This window comes from Burkholderia sp. BCC1993 (genome assembly GCF_905339865.1).
In the GTDB taxonomy this organism is placed as follows: Bacteria; Pseudomonadota; Gammaproteobacteria; order Burkholderiales; family Burkholderiaceae; genus Burkholderia.
In genome coordinates this window covers 85,879-101,195 of the sequence record NZ_CAJPGZ010000020.1, presented here as the reverse complement: position 1 = coordinate 101,195, position 15,317 = coordinate 85,879, and the positions used below count along the sequence as shown (strand labels likewise).

Genomic DNA, 15,317 nt, shown 5'->3' with positions numbered 1-15,317 from the left:
GGCTTTGCTACTGGGCAAGCAATGGATGCACAGAGAGATGTACTGTCGTCATGGGCATCGGGAACGATGTTGGACGCATATAACCACTATATCGAAATTGCAGGCGACATCTCGAAAGACGAGTTCGCGCGACAGTTCATCACACCAACCCGAGACACGGGGATGCCTCGTGCCGAAGACATTTATTTTGAATGGGAACGCGAAGTAAAGTGCGGCGACGGAATTTCGGGGATCGCAGCTCAGGTGATCCTTGTGCGAATGACTTGCGCTTTCGCAGCGGAGTCTGTTTCTGCGCGTCTAACGGGTGACCGCGATAAGGCGTGGGATTGCATCGTGCAAGCGCAGCATTGGGTTGGCCGGCTATCCGGTATGCGGAATGACGCTTGTACAAGCCCACTCACCTCGCTTGCGCGCAAAGGGGGCTTTGCTCGTCACGCAAACGACCCCAAGCAAACAGAGAAGGCATTCGTTCGCCAGTGCTGGACAGATTGGCAAATGCGGTCGGATTCGTATTCGTCAAAGGCGGCATTTGCGCGCGACATGCTCACGAAGTGCGAGCATTTGACCAGCACCAAAGTAATCGAGGACTGGTGCCGGGAATGGGACGAGGAAAAGCGTCACCCTGCCAGCACACTGAGCAGCGAGCAAGAAGGCTGAGCAGTTAGCTTGCAGCAAGCGCAGTCTGCCAGTACGAGTGGCGACAGTCGCTGTTTTCGGCAATAGATTTCGTATCGACCCGCCCAATCCCGGGCGTTTCCGAGAGTCGGTACGATGAAGAAAGCAGACAGCCAAGCCCTCCAAAATTTCGACAGCCTCCCGAACGCTGCCGGAGTCAGTGACACCGTTGTGGCCGCCCTGTGCGGCTGCAACGTTTCCACCGTCTGGGACCGCGCAAAGAGCGGCGCCCTTCCCAAGCCCATCAAGATCGGCGGCTCGACCCGCTGGAACGTCGGCGCGCTTCGCGCGGTTCTCACGGGAGCGCACGCATGACGTTTCCGACGACCCAAAATGAAAAGGGCCGCGACTCCGGCAAGAGCGCGACCCAGACGACCCGACAAAATGATACCTCGTCCGTCGACCACTCGACATGCTTTCTCGACACGCGCCGGTCTGACTCCGAGCGTCTGAGGATCACGGTCAGCGAGTACCGCGGCCGCACACTCGTCGACCTGCGCGTCTGGTTCGTTACGGACGGCGGCGAATGGAAGCCCGGCCGCGCTGGTGTGTCGCTGCGCCCCGACCAGGTCGGCGAGGTCATGCAAGCGCTCCGACTGGCCGCTCAGGCTGCTGATCCGAAGGGGGTGAACTGATGCGCTTGCATTACTCTTCGGAATTGACAAACATACCCAAAGGGGCTACCTTCACGATCATGGGTCTCGCACTCCGCGCGACCCGAATCTCCGAAAGGACGCCGATCATGAAGACATTTCTTCGTGCGCCTGCGCGCGCACTCAAACCCGATGACCAACTACACACCGCCGTCTGCGGACGACCTGAAGCGGCTGAAAGATCAGCTCGGGATGAGCAGCACCGAAATGGCCGAATTGTTCGGAGTGTCGTCTGGCGCCCAGTGGCGCAAATACATGGCGGCGGACTCTGCGAATCGCCGCGACATGGGCATGCACATGCTGTTCTTCGCAACGGCGCGGCTGGAACTCGACCCTGCGACGCTGGAGCGTGTGCTGGATCGCATGCGATCGGCCGGCGCGACAATCGAGCTGGACAAGCCGTAATCCAGGCGGGTCGCACGCACGCCCAATTCCCGCAAACCCTCACCTCCATCGTTCGCGACGCGCTGCGCACTGCAGCGCTCGCCCCCACCTACCAAGACGCTCTCGACATCACCGGCGACGCCCTCCGCCGCCTGGCCGACCTCGCTCGCACGGAGGGGCATAGCCATGTCTAATCTCCCGTTCCGCACGGATGCCGCAGGTCTCCTGAATTTCCTTTGGGACCAGTTCGATACGAAAAACGCGACGAATGAGGAACTCGAGCGCCTGGCGTGCGCGTCGGAAGACGCGGCCGAGGCGGCTGAGGCCCTTAGCCAAAATGTGGCCGGCATCGGCTGCCTGATCAACGAGGATCGGTGCGGAAATGAGGTGCCATCCGGCGCACTTCAAGACGACCACCAAACTAGCCTCCTCTTCGTCATCGCCAACCAGATCGAACTGATCGGGAAGATGGCCAAGATCGGTTCGGATGCGGAACACGCACTGCGCAAGCGGATGGCCGCCCAACTTGAAAAGAGTGCGTCTCGGTGTATGCGCAGCGCTGAGCACTCCTCACCAGCTATGGAGGGTGCATGAGCGTATATGCGGAAGAGGAACGCATCCGCGCGGCACTGAGCCATGTTCCGGCCGACGACCGCGACACGTGGGTTCAAATGGGAATGGCCGTCAAGGCGGAGCTTGGAGATGGCGGCTTCGATCTATGGGATGACTGGTCTCGCGCTGCCAAGAGCTACAGCGAGAGCGATGCGCGGTCGGTCTGGCGCTCGTTCAAGGCCGGCGGCATCACGATCGCCACTCTGTACAAGAAGGCAATCGAGCATGGGTACGTAGAGAGCGAACCGCTCAAGCAGATCGATCCTGCCGAGCGCGAGCGGCGTCGTGCCGCGCGCGAGCAGGAAGCCAAAGAGGCGACCGAACGTCACGAGCGCACGCAGTCTGAAGCCGCCTGCAAGGCCCGCGAGCTTTGGGAGAAGGCCGGCACCGTCCACGCCGACCATGCTTATCTGCGCGCGAAGCGGATCAAGCCATACGGCGCCAAGCAACTGCGCGAGCAGCTCGTCGTCAAGATTCAGGACGTCGACGGCGTGCATCATTCGGCGCAGTACATCCAGCCGGGTGGCAACAAGTCGTTCCAGACGGGCGGCCGGATCAGCGGGTGCTTCGTCGGGGTAAGTGCCGGCCCCAAGCCCGGTAACGGTACGCCGCTGCTTGTGTGCGAGGGATTCGCGACCGCCTGCTCGCTGCACGAAGCGACTGGCCACCCGGTGGCCGCGGCGATGAACGCTGGAAACCTCGTGAGCGTGGCGAAGGCATGGCGGACCAAGTATCCCCGCCTGCGCATCGTGATCTGTGCCGACGACGATACAGCGACGGCTGGTAATCCGGGCATGACGAAGGCCACGGAGGCCGCGCGCGTGGTCGACGCCCTGCTCGCCGTGCCAGACTTCGGCGCTGATCGTCCGGACAAGGCCAGCGACTTCAACGACCTGCACGCCCTCGACGGCCTGGAAGCCGTGCGAGCTTGTGTGGAAGCGGCGACGGCGCCGGGTGGCGTCGCCAAGGTCACTCAGAGCGCGCGACCGACCGTCCTACTCACACGCGCATCGGACATCGTTCAGGAGGCCATCCGATGGCTGTGGCCGGACTGGCTTCCCGAAGGAAAGCTGACTCTGCTTGCTGGTTCGCCTGGTACCGGAAAAACGACCCTCGCTATCGCGTTGGCGGCAACGGTCTCGCGTGGCGGCAAGTGGCCGGACGGCACCACCTGTAACCGCACGGGCAATGTGTTGATCTGGTCCGGCGAAGACAACCCGGCCGATACCATCGCGCCTCGCCTGACCGCCGCGGGCGCGGACCTGGATCGGATCCATATTGTCTCGGGCAGCACCGGCGCAAACGGCGAGATCCAACCTTTCGACCCGTCCAACGATATTCCGCTGCTTGCGGAGCGTCTCTCAGAAATGGGTGGCGCGGCGATGCTCATCGTCGATCCAATCGTATCGGCGGTATCCGGCGATGCTCACCGGGTCAATGACGTGCGCCGCAACCTGCAAGCGTTGGTCGACATGGCGGCGAGCCATCGGTGCGCGGTGCTCGGCATCAGCCACTTTGCTAAGGGCACCAAGGGCAGCTCGCCGGCCGAGCGTGTCATCGGCTCCCAAGCGTTTGTTGCGCTCGCCCGCATGGTGCTCGTAGCCGGCAAGGATGAGGCTGCGGAGCGCCGAATTCTGGCCCGCGCAAAGTCCAACATTGCGCCGGACGACGGCGGTGTGAGCTACACGCTTGAGCTTGCCGATGCCAACGGTATTCAGGCCAGCCGCGTTGTCTGGGGCGACATGATCGACGGCAACGCTCGCGAGATTCTCGGCGACGTGGAGCAGCAGGATGAAGAAAGGGGGCCGCGCGATGAGGCGCGTGATTTCCTTGCCAGCATTCTTGCGGACGGACCGATCAACGCCAAAGACCTGTGGCGCGACGCTGACGGAGCCGGGTTCAGTCGGGCAACCATCTTTCGGGCAGCTTCCGATCTGAAGGTCGAGAAGCGGAAGCTCGGCATGAAGGAGGGATGGGAATGGGCGCTGCCGAAGAATTCAGGCGACGAAGAATTCACGAAGAATTCCACTCTCTATACCGTGAATTCTTCGGGGGGTCGTGAATTCTTCCGTAACCACGCGGGTTTGCGGTCCGTCCCTTTTCCAGCTTCCGCCGAAGAATTCACGGCAGAGGGAGTGAAGCCTTCGGGGAATCCGCCAGACTCTGATGGCCGCGAGGAGGCCCTATGACGGACGACCGGATATTCGATCTCGCTTACTCGTTCGCCGCTGCGTTTGAGTGCGATGAGGCCCACCGGCGGATTGTCGACGGCGCAGTTGGAGAGGCGCTCGGGCAGATGTTCGAGCCCGGGAAGCTATCGGACACCGCGGCGCTCGCTGACTCCATGCGATGGCACGAACGCAACATCTGGAAGATGAGCAGCCACGAAAAGAATGTATATCGAACGGCTTTCTTCGGCGCTCTAGCCATCTGCCGAGCCGCAGATCCTGAAAAGGAGTCGCGATGAACATCCAGTCTCTTATTTGCGATGCCGAGGCGGCAGGCGTGCGCGTCTATCTGCGTGACGGCACGGTCAAGCTGCGCGGCTCAGACGAAGCCATGGACGCAATCCGCGCGAAGCTCGCCCCGCACAAGGCGGAAATCCTCGCCTACCTGCAAACCGCGAATCGGCCGAGCGAGCAGCTGCCGGACGATTGCGTGGGCGCCTTGCAGTCGGGAGATGGTGGCATGTATCTACCGTGGGGGCCGTACATCGATCCGCACCAGCTCTCGGCAATGCAGCGCGAGCTGTTCGAAGTCGTCGACGCGCTGGCGAAGCTGGAGCACTGGCCCGATGACGACTACGACCTCGTGATCGGTGCGATCGAGCGCCAGCCGATCAGCACGCTCCGGCCCGATCTCGCCTACTTCCGGGAGCGGCTCCACGTGGCGCGCACCGAGGAGCAGGCACGGCAGGCAGCAAGCCGGCGGGCATGGAGGTTCGACCGATGAGCGAGACCAAGAAGCTGGCATACCTCTACATTGCCAAGGTGCGCCGGTCGCTTCGGCGCGCCGCGGCGGCGCGCGACGCCCTCCTCGACGAGCGCCGGCTGGTCGAGCGGCGCATGCGACTCCTGATCCATCGCGGCAACCCGTTCGACCGCGCGCGAATCAGCAGCCTGAGGGTCACCGCGACAGCGCTTGAGGCAGCCGCCGAGCACCATGAGGAGACGATGCGCCGGTTCGGCGGCCTGCTGTTGCGCGCTGCGCACCTGATCGACGCAGCGCTCGATCTCGCCGAGCGCTGCGATGCCCTGAACGTCAATGTCGCCGATCGCGCCGGCCTCGACGAGTCGCACGGGTTCACGCGCCTGGTCTTCGTGGACGGCTTGGAGGACTCTGCCGAGCACCGAGACAAGGAATGGAAAAGCGGAACGTTCTTCGATGCGCTGCACGCGGCATATTGCGAATGGCTCGACACACCTGACGGCGAGCGGGCGATGAGCGGCGCGTTCGGCCCCGGCGGCGTGCTCGACGGCTTCCTGATCCCAGACGGTGTTTCGACGAGCACCCGACCGGGCCCACGGCTGCTGCATTGACGGATGGGGGCCATGCCATGAGCAACCTATTCGCCAGTGCAATGGAGCTGACCTCGATCATGCAACGCCTCGAGTTCGGATGCGGCGACACGGCGGCCGAGCTGCGCGAGCGGCTATCGGCCCAGGAGCGCGCTATCGCGGATCTCGGCAAGTACGGCGCCGGCATCCAGTTGAGCGAGTACCGAACGGCGCGCGACCTGGTCGTCTCCGTCACGGCACAGATGATGAACGCCGACCGCCTAGAGCGGATCGTGCTGCGCCTCGAGTGCGATTACGTGAAACTGAAGGCGCGCGCGGATCGGTCCCGGTCGAATGTTCGATTCGAGCCATTCTGGGAGGCGTTCGATTCAATCGTGCGGCGACACCTCTGCAGCGACCTCGATGATGCGTACGCTCGAGCAGCTGCGCGGGTTCCTCTCCCCCACCCTAAGCCGAGCGTCGCGGAAAAGCGCTATCGCAAGCTGACCAACGGCGGCTTTTAGTCGTTCCGTACCAAGGGGGTATCCAAGGCGACAGTCCTACGATGGGGCTGTCGCCTTTTTCATTCAGGGAGACCCGATGCATGTGCATTGATCCCTGTCCATCACCAACCCGGCAGACACAACCAACGAAGGAGCCTCAATTGAGTACGGACGAAAAGCGGCAGGCAGTGAGCGACAAGCTGGACGGGATCAAGCTGGCCATCAAGGGAATCTTTGCCGCCCACGACGCGGAGAGGGCAATGAATGTCGCCCACATCATCAAGGCACATCTCGATGACATCGACTCGCTGATGGAGGGGATCAAAGCCGACACGAGGGACATGGTCGTGCCGGACGCAGCCCAGACCCAACAGACCGACGTGGGGGCGCAATGAAAAACGACACCTCGAAGGGTTTCCCCATTGGGCGGCCGATGGGTATTCCGAACCGCCTGCTCGAGCAGATGGGCCGAACGTCACCGGCGGCGAAAGCCGTGCGCTCCCTGATGACCGGCGGCGCGAGTCTCGACGCGAAGCGCCGCATCGTTCGCCAGATGCAGATCGACAACCTGAACACCAAGAAGTGAGGCCAAGGCCAATGAAGAACGCTACCGAAAATCTCGACTACCCACGCCTGGACAGCCTGCCGGAATACCGTACTGAGATCGACAAGCTGGCGCGCTTCCATGCTGAACTCCGCAAATGCGAAGCCCGCAATATCGAATTGCATGCAGCGTGGGCGGCCGATCAGGAAAGCAAGTCGCAGCAGACCGATGCCGAGCGTATTGCGGTTGCGGAGCGCCTGCTGGAAGGTAAGCCGGTGCTGGACCTTGTCGACCAGATCAAACAGAACGCGGCGCTTTCGGACAGCCTGAGGCGCGCCATCGCCTCGCAGGATCTTGTAGTGCGCGATCTGAAGCGCGCGCTGTCACGCAAAGCAGCCGAACGATTCGATGCCGAGCACAAGCAACGCGTCAAACGCGTAATCAACGCCCTGCTCGAACTGCATGCAGCGAACGAGGCTGAGGAAAGCCTTCGCGGTTCGATCGAACAACTCGGGTACGACGCGAGACTCCCCTGCATGGGTTTCGTGTTGCCGGACCTTATCGAGATCAATCCGCACGACCCCAATGGCGGGTTCACGCCGGCGTGGTACCGGGATGCAGCCGAATACGCGATGACGAACGACGAGCGCGAAGCCAGCGTTGAGCGGGAGACGACCGCAGCGCGTCGACGCAAGCTGGCCTCACTGGTCTGATTTTCGTGGTTCCGTTCAGCCAGCATCGATGAGCGCCGGGCGCCTGCTCTCGGGCCGCTAGTCGTAAGGGGGGGGTGAAAAACTTCATCCCACATCGCGGGACACCGGGCGATCCCCTCAGCAACCATAAACGTGGACAAAAAAAGGTAAAAACGTGGCAGCAGGAAGATTGGGAATCCAGGCGCACCCTCGTCCACGATCGACGCGCTGGCTGCGGGCATGGTCGACGGTGTGGCGACATACCGTGACGTCGTGACGCGGTTGATACGCGAGGCATAAACGACTCGAAGGCATTCAACCATCAAGGAGATTCGATATGACAGAAAAGCTGAGAACGATTCGTCTCTACGGGATCTTGGGAAGCAGATTTGGCCGCGTGCACCGCTTGGCCGTCAATTCGACGGCGGAGGCCGTGCGCGCGCTCTCCGTCGTCGCACCGGGTTTCGAGAAATTCATGATGAACGCGAAGGACAACGGGCTGACCTTCGCGGTGTTCAACGGCAAAAAGAACCTGACCGAGGATGAGTTGCGGCACCCGGTTGGTGATGAAGACATTCGAATCGCACCGGTCATCACTGGCGCGAAGTCCGGCGGACTATTTCAGACGATTCTAGGGGTGACGTTGATGGTGGTCGGCCTTACGTTCGGCATCCAACCCCTGACAACCATCGGCGCATCGATGGCACTCGGCGGCATCATGCAGATGCTCAGTCCGCAGACGCATGGGCTCGCGAGCACGGCAGGCAACAACGGCACGTCGTACTACTTCAACGGGCCGGTGAACAGTTCCGCTCAGGGCGAGCCGGTGCCACTGGTTTACGGTCAGATGCTCGTCGGCTCGAAGGTGGTCAGCAGCGGCATCTACGCCGAGGACCAGCAATAGCCGAGCTATGCGAGCGGGCCGCGGCGCGCTGCTGCCCGCCCTGCCTGCCGCCCCGATAAAACACGCTTTGAGCCGATGATTGGCCCGATGGCCGGAGGCGTAGACGACCGCGCAGCAGCGGCACGGCGGCGGCCTCTCGCAAGCGCTGGCCGCATCGTTGCAACCGCGACACCCCAGGGGGGGCGTGGAAAAGGCTACGGGTGGTCGACCTTAGACACCACGCGCCCTCCCACGCAGGGAAAAAATCACCCTTTAAACGCCTCTCGGTAATCAAACGGAGGAAATCAAATGACCACCAAACCCAATGGGCGCGGGGGTTCGCGGCCAGGAGCCGGTCGCAAGCCCAAGGCCGCGAGTGAGGAAATCAAACCCGCAAAGAATCAAACGACGACGAGTCGTCGCGGCGGCGCTCGGTCCGGCGCCGGCCGGAAACCGAAGGCTGAAACGCCTGCGGAGGCGGTGGCTCCTCGCCGTGCTGCGAAGAAGGAGGCGCTTGAGCCGCAGGCGCACGGTGGCGCGCTCAAACGCACGAAGGCGGTCCCCGTTCCGCTGGGAGATCGTGACATGCTGACGCTGCTGCAGGACATCGCGCTCGGCCGCATCGAGGCTACGGCGGTCCAGGTGCGCGCGGCTTCTGCAGCACTACCCTTCCTCTACGCAAAGAAAGGCGAAGGCGGCAAGAAGGGCGAGCAGGCCGACCGGGCGAAGAAGGCGGCGAGCAAGTTCGCATCGATGGCACCGCCTCCTCGCCTCGTCGTCAACAACCGCAACCAGTAGGAGATCAACGTGACCGACAAGCAAACAGCCGCGTGGAATGGTATTCCGCATACCGATGATGCGAAGGAGTTTCTGGAGGCGGTGATGGGTCATCCTGGCATTGCCATGGAGCATCGCGTCGAGGCCGCGAAGACACTCATGCCGTACCACCACCCTCGCCTGGCCGAATACGATGAAGAGGATGACGAGTAACGATCGCTGACGCGCTTTGACGTAGCACCGTATTGCGATTACACTCCGCGCCGCGGGGTGGAGCAGTCTGGCAGCTCGTCGGGCTCATAACCCGAAGGTCATAGGTTCAAATCCTATCCCCGCAACCAACATTGAAGCCCGCTCTGCGAAAGCAAGCGGGCTTATTCTTTTGCGCGCGGCAACGGCCCACTTCGGCGAAGCACGGATGAGAACTCGTCTTCGGCACAGCTTGCTCGTTACCTCACAATGTTGAACACGGAAAAGCGACAACCACGCAGCTCTCGAGTCTGCGATAACTGAGATCGTCGAGAAACTGACGGCCTACACAGGTCCCGGCATAGAACACAAATCTGCGCGTTCAGTTAGCGGCTCATCGGTGCTATTTTGACTCGACCATGTCGGTGTCACCTGCCGCGACTTCCAGATAGATCTTGTCCAGTTCATCCTCGATCGAATCGAAAAGCTGTTCCATTGGAACCGCATCCTCTCGGCACTCGATCGCAAACCGAACAAAGCCTTTCATCGCGCCAAGAACCAGAATTGGCACTAGCATGTACTGATTCACGTGCGTTGCACAATTGTGTCCTCGCGGTCGCAACCCGCCTTCGTCCGAGTCCTCAAGATAGTGCATAAGCAGACTTGGCCACGTTCCATGAATATGGTGGGAGCCTAGCCGCTGTCCGACAACATAGAGAAGACGGTCCTCGCCAATGCTCTCAAGCATTGCCGCCAGGCTGGGCAATCGCTTCGCTCTCGCAATATCTGTTTCAGATAGCCCTGCACGCGACGTGTGACGCGCAATCGAATCAAGCATGCGCTTCTCTATCGCCATCGTCGCCCCGCGCTTCGCGATTGCTTCGTGGATCCAACTTTTTAGTTCCATTTCCGTTTGCAAGCCGTCTGCGAGATAGCGGAAAAATCGCTCTCCGGCCCCTTCGTCTTGGCAAAGCCAGATGACCTTGATCGCTGACTCAAATATGCATCGATCGACGATGGCAGTAGTCTCTCCAAACAGCCCCTCATGAGATAGCGCAACGTTTGATAGCATCAGCCTGGCGCACCGATTCAGGAGTCCCGTTACCGTCGCGAAATGGATTGGCGCGATTTGCCGGATGACTGGCGAGTCTGCCTGAATATGTGCAACGAACGCACAAGCAGATCCCACGAATTTGTACCATTCAAAGAGGATTGGACAAAAATCGCCCGACAACCGGCAGGCCTCCAGTTCTTCGACTGAAAATTGCGGAGCATCTGGAAATAGGACGGGCTGGTTCATTTTTGCATTGACCTGGGTTTGAATTCACGCTTAGCGACGCGCTTTATTCGGCTCGTGATCACTGTCACTTCACGAGGCTAAAGCCAATGGCGAGCGTGCTAAGAACCGCGAGGATGGCGGCTCCCCATCCGCATATCTGGCCGGCGAGACCGAAGCGGCGTCCTGCCGTGAGCCGATCGAAGACGTTATCCATTGGCCTCGATAAATCCTGAGTCGCCACGATTCGCTCTTTAATCTCAATGGTCATCTTGTCGAAACGCACAGATACCAAGTACATGTTGAGAATTGCCAAGGCTACGCCAAAACCGTATCCGAGCAGCGTCGCCCGGCCGAGCCATCCAGGCTGAGGCGGCTTACTTCCAGCGAGTAGCGTTGCCACCCCTGCGAAGCCGGCGGCATTCAACACGACGAGGTGTTTGACGGTCTCAAGGTCCCACGTCGCGGATCGATCCGCCAATCGCTCCCACCACTCTTCAAGTGAACGCCTCAAGATTTGGCGGCTGGCCAATTCTTCCGTCACTGCTATTGCATCATTCGGATTTTGTGTGGTCATGCTTTTCTACCGATTGAATATGAGATCGCGCCGCGCGCTCGACTGAAACGCAATGATCGCATTTTCTTACGCCTACGCGCGTGCGCGCGCGAGACGGCTCAGTCCTTCTCACGACCGTAAAACAATCCTGATAAGCTCGTGATCGCAGCTAGCCGCCTACTCCATTCTCGAGGCCCCGGATGACAGATCGTGACGGGGCGTCGTTCTTTCATCGGTTGATCACGCCGATGATCCGGCGCCTGAGGTACCTTGCCGAGCTCACCAGCCGTGAGCAGTCAGTCGATGACCTGAAAAACGAAGCGTGGATCCTGGCAGAGGAGATCAAGGCCGAGCGCGGCCGCTATATCGAGCCGGAAGACGAGGAACTGCAGGAAACCATCGTGGCGCGGCTGCTCAAGCGATTCGGCAAGTTCGTGAACCGACAATTTCGACATTCCGTCCGAATTGATCAGGAAGAACGAAACGCCGACGGCGAGTTCATGACGAACTCGGTGTTCGCTCGTCTCTCCGGCCCAGCCCAACATGAACCTGAGGTGGCCGCCCAGCGGGCTGAAGAGGCCACAGAGGCGCGCGCGGCGATCGCTGCGCGGTTCTCAGAGGCCGTCGCCTACTTCCATATGTTCGATCACTTCGATGGCAGCAGCGAGGCGCTGGCCGGTTATCTGGCGATCGCAGAGGGACTACTGCGGCGTCGCGTCAGGAGCGCCGAGCGTACAGCCCATGAGCAGCCGTCGATTTTCGATGGGATCGACAGCATTCCACAAGACTTCATGGGGAGGCCTGACGCTTTACGCTACAAGCCTTGCACCAATAACTTCCGGCACGTCTGCGGAAGAGCGCATCATGCGCAGCTCCACCTGTTTCTGAAGCACGGGAAGATATTCGGACCGGTGCGCGGTCGCGTGCGGTCGGCGGTGATGTAGGGAGCGATTCTATATGCGACAACGCGCGCGAAGACGTCGCACCAAGTTATCGAACTTGCTCGTATCACTCATCCTGGAGAGTCCCCTGAATCGTCGAGGGATGCCTCGAGACGTGCCATTTCGATAGCATCTTGGCGCCCATCTAGCCATCTCGCATAGGTCGTCAGGAATGTGTCGACGCTACGCCCGAGCTGTCGAGCACAAAACGCCGGCGCCATCCCCGCCATCAACATCGCTGTCGCGTACTCGCCCGGACGAGGAGTGCAAATTCGATGCGTATGACCTGCGCTGTTGTAGGATACTTACAACAGCAGCTCAAAGTCGATCGCGTCATTCAGGTAGATCGGGATGCGGCCCATGCTCTTTTCCTCCCACTTGCGGTCCTTTGTCTGTCGCCAGAGCTGGTCTCAGCGATTTTGGGTGAAGCTAATCGCACAGCGGTGAGTTGTTGTCCCACGCGATCTTTTATTCACTCTTGCATTCGCTTCGTCACACCTTCTCTTTGTGCTCCAGCTCGACCGCCTTTGTCATCGCTCCCAAGCGATTGATATTCGCTGCGATCTGCGCGAGATATGCTGCGGAGGCCGTAGTCGTGGTTGTGACGACTTCCTCGGTGGTGTTGGCAGCGATATTCCCAATGAACTCCATGAGCGCGGCAGTGGGGATCACGAGCGACAAGCGCGCGATTCGGCTTTCCGGGGTATCGCCATTTGCCGGGACCTGGACAGCATGGAACAGAAGGCGAGATACCGGCATTCCGACCTGAATCTCGGAGACCCCGTCAACGAACACTTCTGGAAATTGATCGGGGACGAGACATGTAAAACCGCCGTTCTCGCCGATTAGTTTGATCTCACGAGGCATGAGTGAACTCCAGGGAGGTCAGTTTCTGAATGGTGATCGTGCTAGAGCTGGTGCTAAACGTTAGCGCCTTTGACCGTGAATTTCTGCCTACTTCGGCTGCATTTCCGCCAAAGCGTATCGTGGAGGGCGCGTTTGCAGTCGGAACATTGAAGCCATGGCGAATGAGCACGAATTCTGGTGCGTTTTCGATCGCGCCAGCCTCATCCTCATGCTCGAACGATTCGACATGCATGCTTTCCGGGGATAGATCCCTGGTGTCGACCAGGAACCGCGAGTACGGCACCATCCTTGCAGTGAACGCAACATCAAAAAATGCCGCGATCTTTGCAAGCGTCGCGAGAGTCATGCGACCGTAGGACGGATCCTCCAAGCGCGCGACTGCCGACTGACCTCCGAGCTGCAGACGCTCAGCCATTTGACGCTGCGTCAGCCCTCTAGAGAGTCGCATCTCTTTGATCTGGAATGCCAATCCCTGCTCAACCAGCGACTTAACGTAGGCGTCGCGGTATGTTTTGCGGCGGAGCTTCGCCAGCTTGCTCGCTTTCATCCTTCTCGTCCTCATCCCAGTGATGCGTGGTTGCCTGCCCATCGAGGATGGATTTGCGCCGCTTGTCACAAGTATCTATCGCTTCTTTTGGGGCGAACTTGTGACCTTTCTCTATCGCCCAAAGCAGTAGCGCAAAACGGCCATCGTCCGGCCCAAAAAAACCAAGTGGTCGCTGCTGGACATTGTCCGCTTTGAACCGGAACTCAAAAAATTCCCTGAATCCGCCTTTCCACTCTGGATCCAATTTGGCTGCGTCAGGTCGAGTCCATCGCTCCCTCGGACGGCCCTCGAGCAGTTCCCAATGCGCATCAAAGGCGGCCTGCACCGCGTCCGATGCGCGCTCGTAATGTGCTCGCACATCGCGCCTCCCAGTGGCGCTCAAATGGTCACGAAGCCAAAATTTTTTGTCGGCGGCCATAGTATCACTTTTTTGTGATTTTGATCGAAGGGTGGGAAACCACTAGGTTCGCGAATGAAGGGCGCAATGGTCGGGGCCATAAGGGCATGCCTCCGAGGACACCTCATCGCCTCCAGCGACCTCATTTCGATAACGCCCGGGTTCATTGGCTCTGACCACGAGGCGAGCCTCCAAATTCTGAGTCTTGAGGTCACCGTGACCTGCCGTGATCTGGGATGGCGTTCGGCATAGAATTGGGCGGCCCGAAATGCGATGGCCAGATCCCTGCCTGTCAATTTGGATCCGCTCATTCTCTCCCCAATTTTTCGCTTGGATCAACGCGTCACGAGCGGCGCTGGCAATGCCCCACAAGGCGTCCGATTTTGTCTCCACGGACGAGCATCATGACTGGAAAGGATACCGATGTGGTGTCGAATGGCGTGCCAGCCCAAGAAGTTGGCGCCTCGTCGATCTATGCGGAGTTGCGGGACGGCGTCTCGATGACATGCGTTGTGAACGCAACTGCGGCCGACCGCCGCGGCCTCCTGCGGAGCCATTCCATCATCGAGCACGGGAAGATACGGGCCGCTTGATCGCTTGGCCGCCCTCGAGACCAACCTATATGCATGTGATGGTGGGTTGTTTGGTGGGTTAACCGGAATACCATACGACAAACCCTTACAAAATAAGGTTGGTTAGCGGACACCGCTTCCGCCAGGAAGTTCGCCCAACCCCGTCCATTCATCGAATGACGGGGTTTTTGTTTGTCCACGGCGCGGCGCGCACGCTGCCCGCCCCGCGTGCCGACGCATCTCGCCCGATGCCGTTACAATCCGGCGCTCCGATTCGCGAAACGGGAAATCCACGTCATGAAGCCCTTCATCGCCTCGTCGCTCGTCGCCCTGCTGGCCACCATCGGCACGCACGCAGCGGCCGCCGATTCCGCCTCCGGCACCGACGCGCAAACGCCGTCGTGCGCGATCGCGTACGTGAAGGGCGTCGGCGGCTCGCCGCGCGGCCTGCGCGAATACCTCGCGAGCCCGACGCCGTACAACTACCTGAAGGAAAACGAGCTCCAGTGCAAGGTGTCGGATGACGGGCGCGCGTCGAACTGCACCGGCGTGACCTACATCCGCAACGAGCAGGTCAGCGTGTACGACGATTCCGACCCGGCCACACTGACGGTCGTCGCGCCGGTGGAACTCGAGCACGGCCAGAAGTATCCCGTGATCCTCGTGGTGCAGCGCAAGGACGCGCGCTGCACGCGGTAACACGCACCGCCTGCGGCACGCTCGACGTTGCCGCGGGCGACGCGCGCAGCCCT

General features: G+C 60.5%; 23 protein-coding genes and 1 tRNA gene. 19 read left to right on the top strand and 5 right to left on the bottom strand.

Annotated elements, in window-relative coordinates; translation table 11 throughout:
- Positions 1 to 21: 21 nt before the first annotated feature.
- The 17 genes from U4Y91_RS29880 (at position 22) to U4Y91_RS29800 (ending at position 9,561) form a co-directional block, all read left to right on the top strand.
- Positions 22 to 657 (top strand): hypothetical protein, encoded by a 636-nt coding sequence (locus tag U4Y91_RS29880; protein WP_321808080.1) that lies wholly within the window; start codon positions 22 to 24, stop codon positions 655 to 657.
- Positions 658 to 771: 114 nt separating this feature from the next.
- A complete protein-coding gene (locus U4Y91_RS29875; RefSeq protein WP_321808079.1) occupies positions 772 to 990 on the top strand; it encodes a transcriptional regulator in 219 nt (72 codons plus the stop codon).
- Entirely contained in the window at positions 987 to 1,310 is a 324-nt protein-coding gene (locus tag U4Y91_RS29870) for a transcriptional coactivator p15/PC4 family protein (protein ID WP_321808078.1), read from the top strand. Before U4Y91_RS29875 ends, U4Y91_RS29870 begins: the two co-directional genes overlap by 4 nt.
- Before the next feature lie 150 nt (positions 1,311 to 1,460).
- A complete protein-coding gene (locus U4Y91_RS29865) occupies positions 1,461 to 1,733 on the top strand; it encodes an XRE family transcriptional regulator (protein ID WP_321808077.1) in 273 nt (90 codons plus the stop codon).
- Between the two features lie 165 nt (positions 1,734 to 1,898).
- Positions 1,899 to 2,306 carry a hypothetical protein gene (locus tag U4Y91_RS29860; RefSeq protein ID WP_321808076.1) on the top strand — a complete coding sequence of 136 codons (408 nt, stop codon included), beginning with the start codon at positions 1,899 to 1,901 and terminating at the stop codon, positions 2,304 to 2,306.
- Positions 2,303 to 4,513, top strand: coding sequence for an AAA family ATPase (locus U4Y91_RS29855; protein WP_321808075.1), 2,211 nt, complete (start codon positions 2,303 to 2,305; stop codon positions 4,511 to 4,513). The genes U4Y91_RS29860 and U4Y91_RS29855 overlap by 4 nt, the downstream gene beginning before the upstream one ends.
- Positions 4,510 to 4,791 carry a hypothetical protein gene (locus tag U4Y91_RS29850; RefSeq protein WP_321808074.1) on the top strand — a complete coding sequence of 94 codons (282 nt, stop codon included), beginning with the start codon at positions 4,510 to 4,512 and terminating at the stop codon, positions 4,789 to 4,791. The genes U4Y91_RS29855 and U4Y91_RS29850 overlap by 4 nt, the downstream gene beginning before the upstream one ends.
- Complete coding sequence (locus tag U4Y91_RS29845) at positions 4,788 to 5,276, top strand: hypothetical protein (RefSeq protein WP_321808073.1); 489 nt, start codon at positions 4,788 to 4,790, stop codon at positions 5,274 to 5,276. Before U4Y91_RS29850 ends, U4Y91_RS29845 begins: the two co-directional genes overlap by 4 nt.
- A complete protein-coding gene (locus tag U4Y91_RS29840) occupies positions 5,273 to 5,863 on the top strand; it encodes a hypothetical protein (protein ID WP_321808072.1) in 591 nt (196 codons plus the stop codon). Before U4Y91_RS29845 ends, U4Y91_RS29840 begins: the two co-directional genes overlap by 4 nt.
- 17 nt (positions 5,864 to 5,880) lie before the next feature.
- Positions 5,881 to 6,345, top strand: coding sequence for a hypothetical protein (locus U4Y91_RS29835; RefSeq protein WP_321808071.1), 465 nt, complete (start codon positions 5,881 to 5,883; stop codon positions 6,343 to 6,345).
- A gap of 140 nt (positions 6,346 to 6,485) precedes the next feature.
- The gene (locus U4Y91_RS29830; protein ID WP_321808070.1) at positions 6,486 to 6,719 is read left to right on the top strand and encodes a hypothetical protein; all 234 of its coding nucleotides are present in this window, start codon (positions 6,486 to 6,488) and stop codon (positions 6,717 to 6,719) included.
- Entirely contained in the window at positions 6,716 to 6,910 is a 195-nt protein-coding gene (locus U4Y91_RS29825; protein ID WP_321808069.1) for a hypothetical protein, read from the top strand. The genes U4Y91_RS29830 and U4Y91_RS29825 overlap by 4 nt, the downstream gene beginning before the upstream one ends.
- Positions 6,911 to 6,921: 11 nt before the next feature.
- A complete protein-coding gene (locus U4Y91_RS29820; RefSeq protein ID WP_321808068.1) occupies positions 6,922 to 7,581 on the top strand; it encodes a hypothetical protein in 660 nt (219 codons plus the stop codon).
- Between the two features lie 316 nt (positions 7,582 to 7,897).
- A complete protein-coding gene (locus U4Y91_RS29815) occupies positions 7,898 to 8,464 on the top strand; it encodes a tail assembly protein (RefSeq protein ID WP_321808067.1) in 567 nt (188 codons plus the stop codon).
- A gap of 288 nt (positions 8,465 to 8,752) precedes the next feature.
- Complete coding sequence (locus U4Y91_RS29810) at positions 8,753 to 9,241, top strand: hypothetical protein (RefSeq protein WP_321808066.1); 489 nt, start codon at positions 8,753 to 8,755, stop codon at positions 9,239 to 9,241.
- Positions 9,242 to 9,250: 9 nt separating this feature from the next.
- Positions 9,251 to 9,433, top strand: coding sequence for a hypothetical protein (locus U4Y91_RS29805; RefSeq protein ID WP_321808065.1), 183 nt, complete (start codon positions 9,251 to 9,253; stop codon positions 9,431 to 9,433).
- Between the two features lie 51 nt (positions 9,434 to 9,484).
- Positions 9,485 to 9,561, top strand: a tRNA-Met gene (locus tag U4Y91_RS29800).
- Positions 9,562 to 9,812: 251 nt separating this feature from the next.
- Here the strand turns inward: U4Y91_RS29800 and U4Y91_RS29795 are convergent.
- Together U4Y91_RS29795 and U4Y91_RS29790 are read right to left on the bottom strand one after the other, a co-directional pair.
- The gene (locus tag U4Y91_RS29795) at positions 9,813 to 10,709 is read right to left on the bottom strand and encodes a DUF5677 domain-containing protein (RefSeq protein ID WP_321808064.1); all 897 of its coding nucleotides are present in this window, start codon (positions 10,707 to 10,709) and stop codon (positions 9,813 to 9,815) included.
- 64 nt (positions 10,710 to 10,773) lie between these two features.
- The gene (locus tag U4Y91_RS29790; protein WP_321808063.1) at positions 10,774 to 11,262 is read right to left on the bottom strand and encodes a hypothetical protein; all 489 of its coding nucleotides are present in this window, start codon (positions 11,260 to 11,262) and stop codon (positions 10,774 to 10,776) included.
- 179 nt (positions 11,263 to 11,441) lie between these two features.
- On the opposite strand from U4Y91_RS29790, the gene U4Y91_RS29785 reads away from it, so the two are divergent.
- Positions 11,442 to 12,185, top strand: a complete 744-nt coding sequence (locus U4Y91_RS29785; RefSeq protein ID WP_321808062.1) for a hypothetical protein — start codon at positions 11,442 to 11,444, stop codon at positions 12,183 to 12,185.
- Between the two features lie 489 nt (positions 12,186 to 12,674).
- Here U4Y91_RS29785 and U4Y91_RS29780 read toward each other — a convergent pair whose 3' ends face one another.
- The 3 genes from U4Y91_RS29780 to U4Y91_RS29770 are packed head-to-tail and all read right to left on the bottom strand — an operon-like array spanning position 12,675 to position 14,014.
- Entirely contained in the window at positions 12,675 to 13,049 is a 375-nt protein-coding gene (locus U4Y91_RS29780; RefSeq protein WP_321808061.1) for a hypothetical protein, read from the bottom strand.
- Positions 13,039 to 13,596 (bottom strand): helix-turn-helix transcriptional regulator, encoded by a 558-nt coding sequence (locus U4Y91_RS29775; RefSeq protein ID WP_321808060.1) that lies wholly within the window; start codon positions 13,594 to 13,596, stop codon positions 13,039 to 13,041. The genes U4Y91_RS29780 and U4Y91_RS29775 overlap by 11 nt, the downstream gene beginning before the upstream one ends.
- Positions 13,538 to 14,014, bottom strand: coding sequence for a hypothetical protein (locus U4Y91_RS29770; RefSeq protein WP_321808059.1), 477 nt, complete (start codon positions 14,012 to 14,014; stop codon positions 13,538 to 13,540). The genes U4Y91_RS29775 and U4Y91_RS29770 overlap by 59 nt, the downstream gene beginning before the upstream one ends.
- An 848-nt stretch (positions 14,015 to 14,862) precedes the next feature.
- Here U4Y91_RS29770 and U4Y91_RS29765 point away from each other — a divergent pair.
- Entirely contained in the window at positions 14,863 to 15,264 is a 402-nt protein-coding gene (locus U4Y91_RS29765; protein WP_321808058.1) for a hypothetical protein, read from the top strand.
- Positions 15,265 to 15,317 lie beyond the last annotated feature (53 nt).

Excerpts from the sequence above, each read along its gene's own strand:
- U4Y91_RS29880 (WP_321808080.1), top strand. The coding sequence starts at position 22 with ATGGATGCACAGAGAGATGTACTGTCGTCATGGGCATCGGGAACGATG.
- U4Y91_RS29875 (WP_321808079.1), top strand. The coding sequence starts at position 772 with ATGAAGAAAGCAGACAGCCAAGCCCTCCAAAATTTCGACAGCCTCCCG.
- U4Y91_RS29870 (WP_321808078.1), top strand. The coding sequence starts at position 987 with ATGACGTTTCCGACGACCCAAAATGAAAAGGGCCGCGACTCCGGCAAG.
- U4Y91_RS29865 (WP_321808077.1), top strand. The coding sequence starts at position 1,461 with ATGACCAACTACACACCGCCGTCTGCGGACGACCTGAAGCGGCTGAAA.
- U4Y91_RS29860 (WP_321808076.1), top strand. The coding sequence starts at position 1,899 with ATGTCTAATCTCCCGTTCCGCACGGATGCCGCAGGTCTCCTGAATTTC.
- U4Y91_RS29855 (WP_321808075.1), top strand. The coding sequence starts at position 2,303 with ATGAGCGTATATGCGGAAGAGGAACGCATCCGCGCGGCACTGAGCCAT.
- U4Y91_RS29850 (WP_321808074.1), top strand. The coding sequence starts at position 4,510 with ATGACGGACGACCGGATATTCGATCTCGCTTACTCGTTCGCCGCTGCG.
- U4Y91_RS29845 (WP_321808073.1), top strand. The coding sequence starts at position 4,788 with ATGAACATCCAGTCTCTTATTTGCGATGCCGAGGCGGCAGGCGTGCGC.
- U4Y91_RS29840 (WP_321808072.1), top strand. The coding sequence starts at position 5,273 with ATGAGCGAGACCAAGAAGCTGGCATACCTCTACATTGCCAAGGTGCGC.
- U4Y91_RS29835 (WP_321808071.1), top strand. The coding sequence starts at position 5,881 with ATGAGCAACCTATTCGCCAGTGCAATGGAGCTGACCTCGATCATGCAA.
- U4Y91_RS29825 (WP_321808069.1), top strand. The coding sequence starts at position 6,716 with ATGAAAAACGACACCTCGAAGGGTTTCCCCATTGGGCGGCCGATGGGT.
- U4Y91_RS29820 (WP_321808068.1), top strand. The coding sequence starts at position 6,922 with ATGAAGAACGCTACCGAAAATCTCGACTACCCACGCCTGGACAGCCTG.
- U4Y91_RS29815 (WP_321808067.1), top strand. The coding sequence starts at position 7,898 with ATGACAGAAAAGCTGAGAACGATTCGTCTCTACGGGATCTTGGGAAGC.
- U4Y91_RS29810 (WP_321808066.1), top strand. The coding sequence starts at position 8,753 with ATGACCACCAAACCCAATGGGCGCGGGGGTTCGCGGCCAGGAGCCGGT.
- U4Y91_RS29795 (WP_321808064.1), bottom strand. The coding sequence starts at position 10,709 with ATGAACCAGCCCGTCCTATTTCCAGATGCTCCGCAATTTTCAGTCGAA.
- U4Y91_RS29790 (WP_321808063.1), bottom strand. The coding sequence starts at position 11,262 with ATGACCACACAAAATCCGAATGATGCAATAGCAGTGACGGAAGAATTG.
- U4Y91_RS29785 (WP_321808062.1), top strand. The coding sequence starts at position 11,442 with ATGACAGATCGTGACGGGGCGTCGTTCTTTCATCGGTTGATCACGCCG.
- U4Y91_RS29780 (WP_321808061.1), bottom strand. The coding sequence starts at position 13,049 with ATGCCTCGTGAGATCAAACTAATCGGCGAGAACGGCGGTTTTACATGT.
- U4Y91_RS29775 (WP_321808060.1), bottom strand. The coding sequence starts at position 13,596 with ATGAAAGCGAGCAAGCTGGCGAAGCTCCGCCGCAAAACATACCGCGAC.
- U4Y91_RS29770 (WP_321808059.1), bottom strand. The coding sequence starts at position 14,014 with ATGGCCGCCGACAAAAAATTTTGGCTTCGTGACCATTTGAGCGCCACT.
- U4Y91_RS29765 (WP_321808058.1), top strand. The coding sequence starts at position 14,863 with ATGAAGCCCTTCATCGCCTCGTCGCTCGTCGCCCTGCTGGCCACCATC.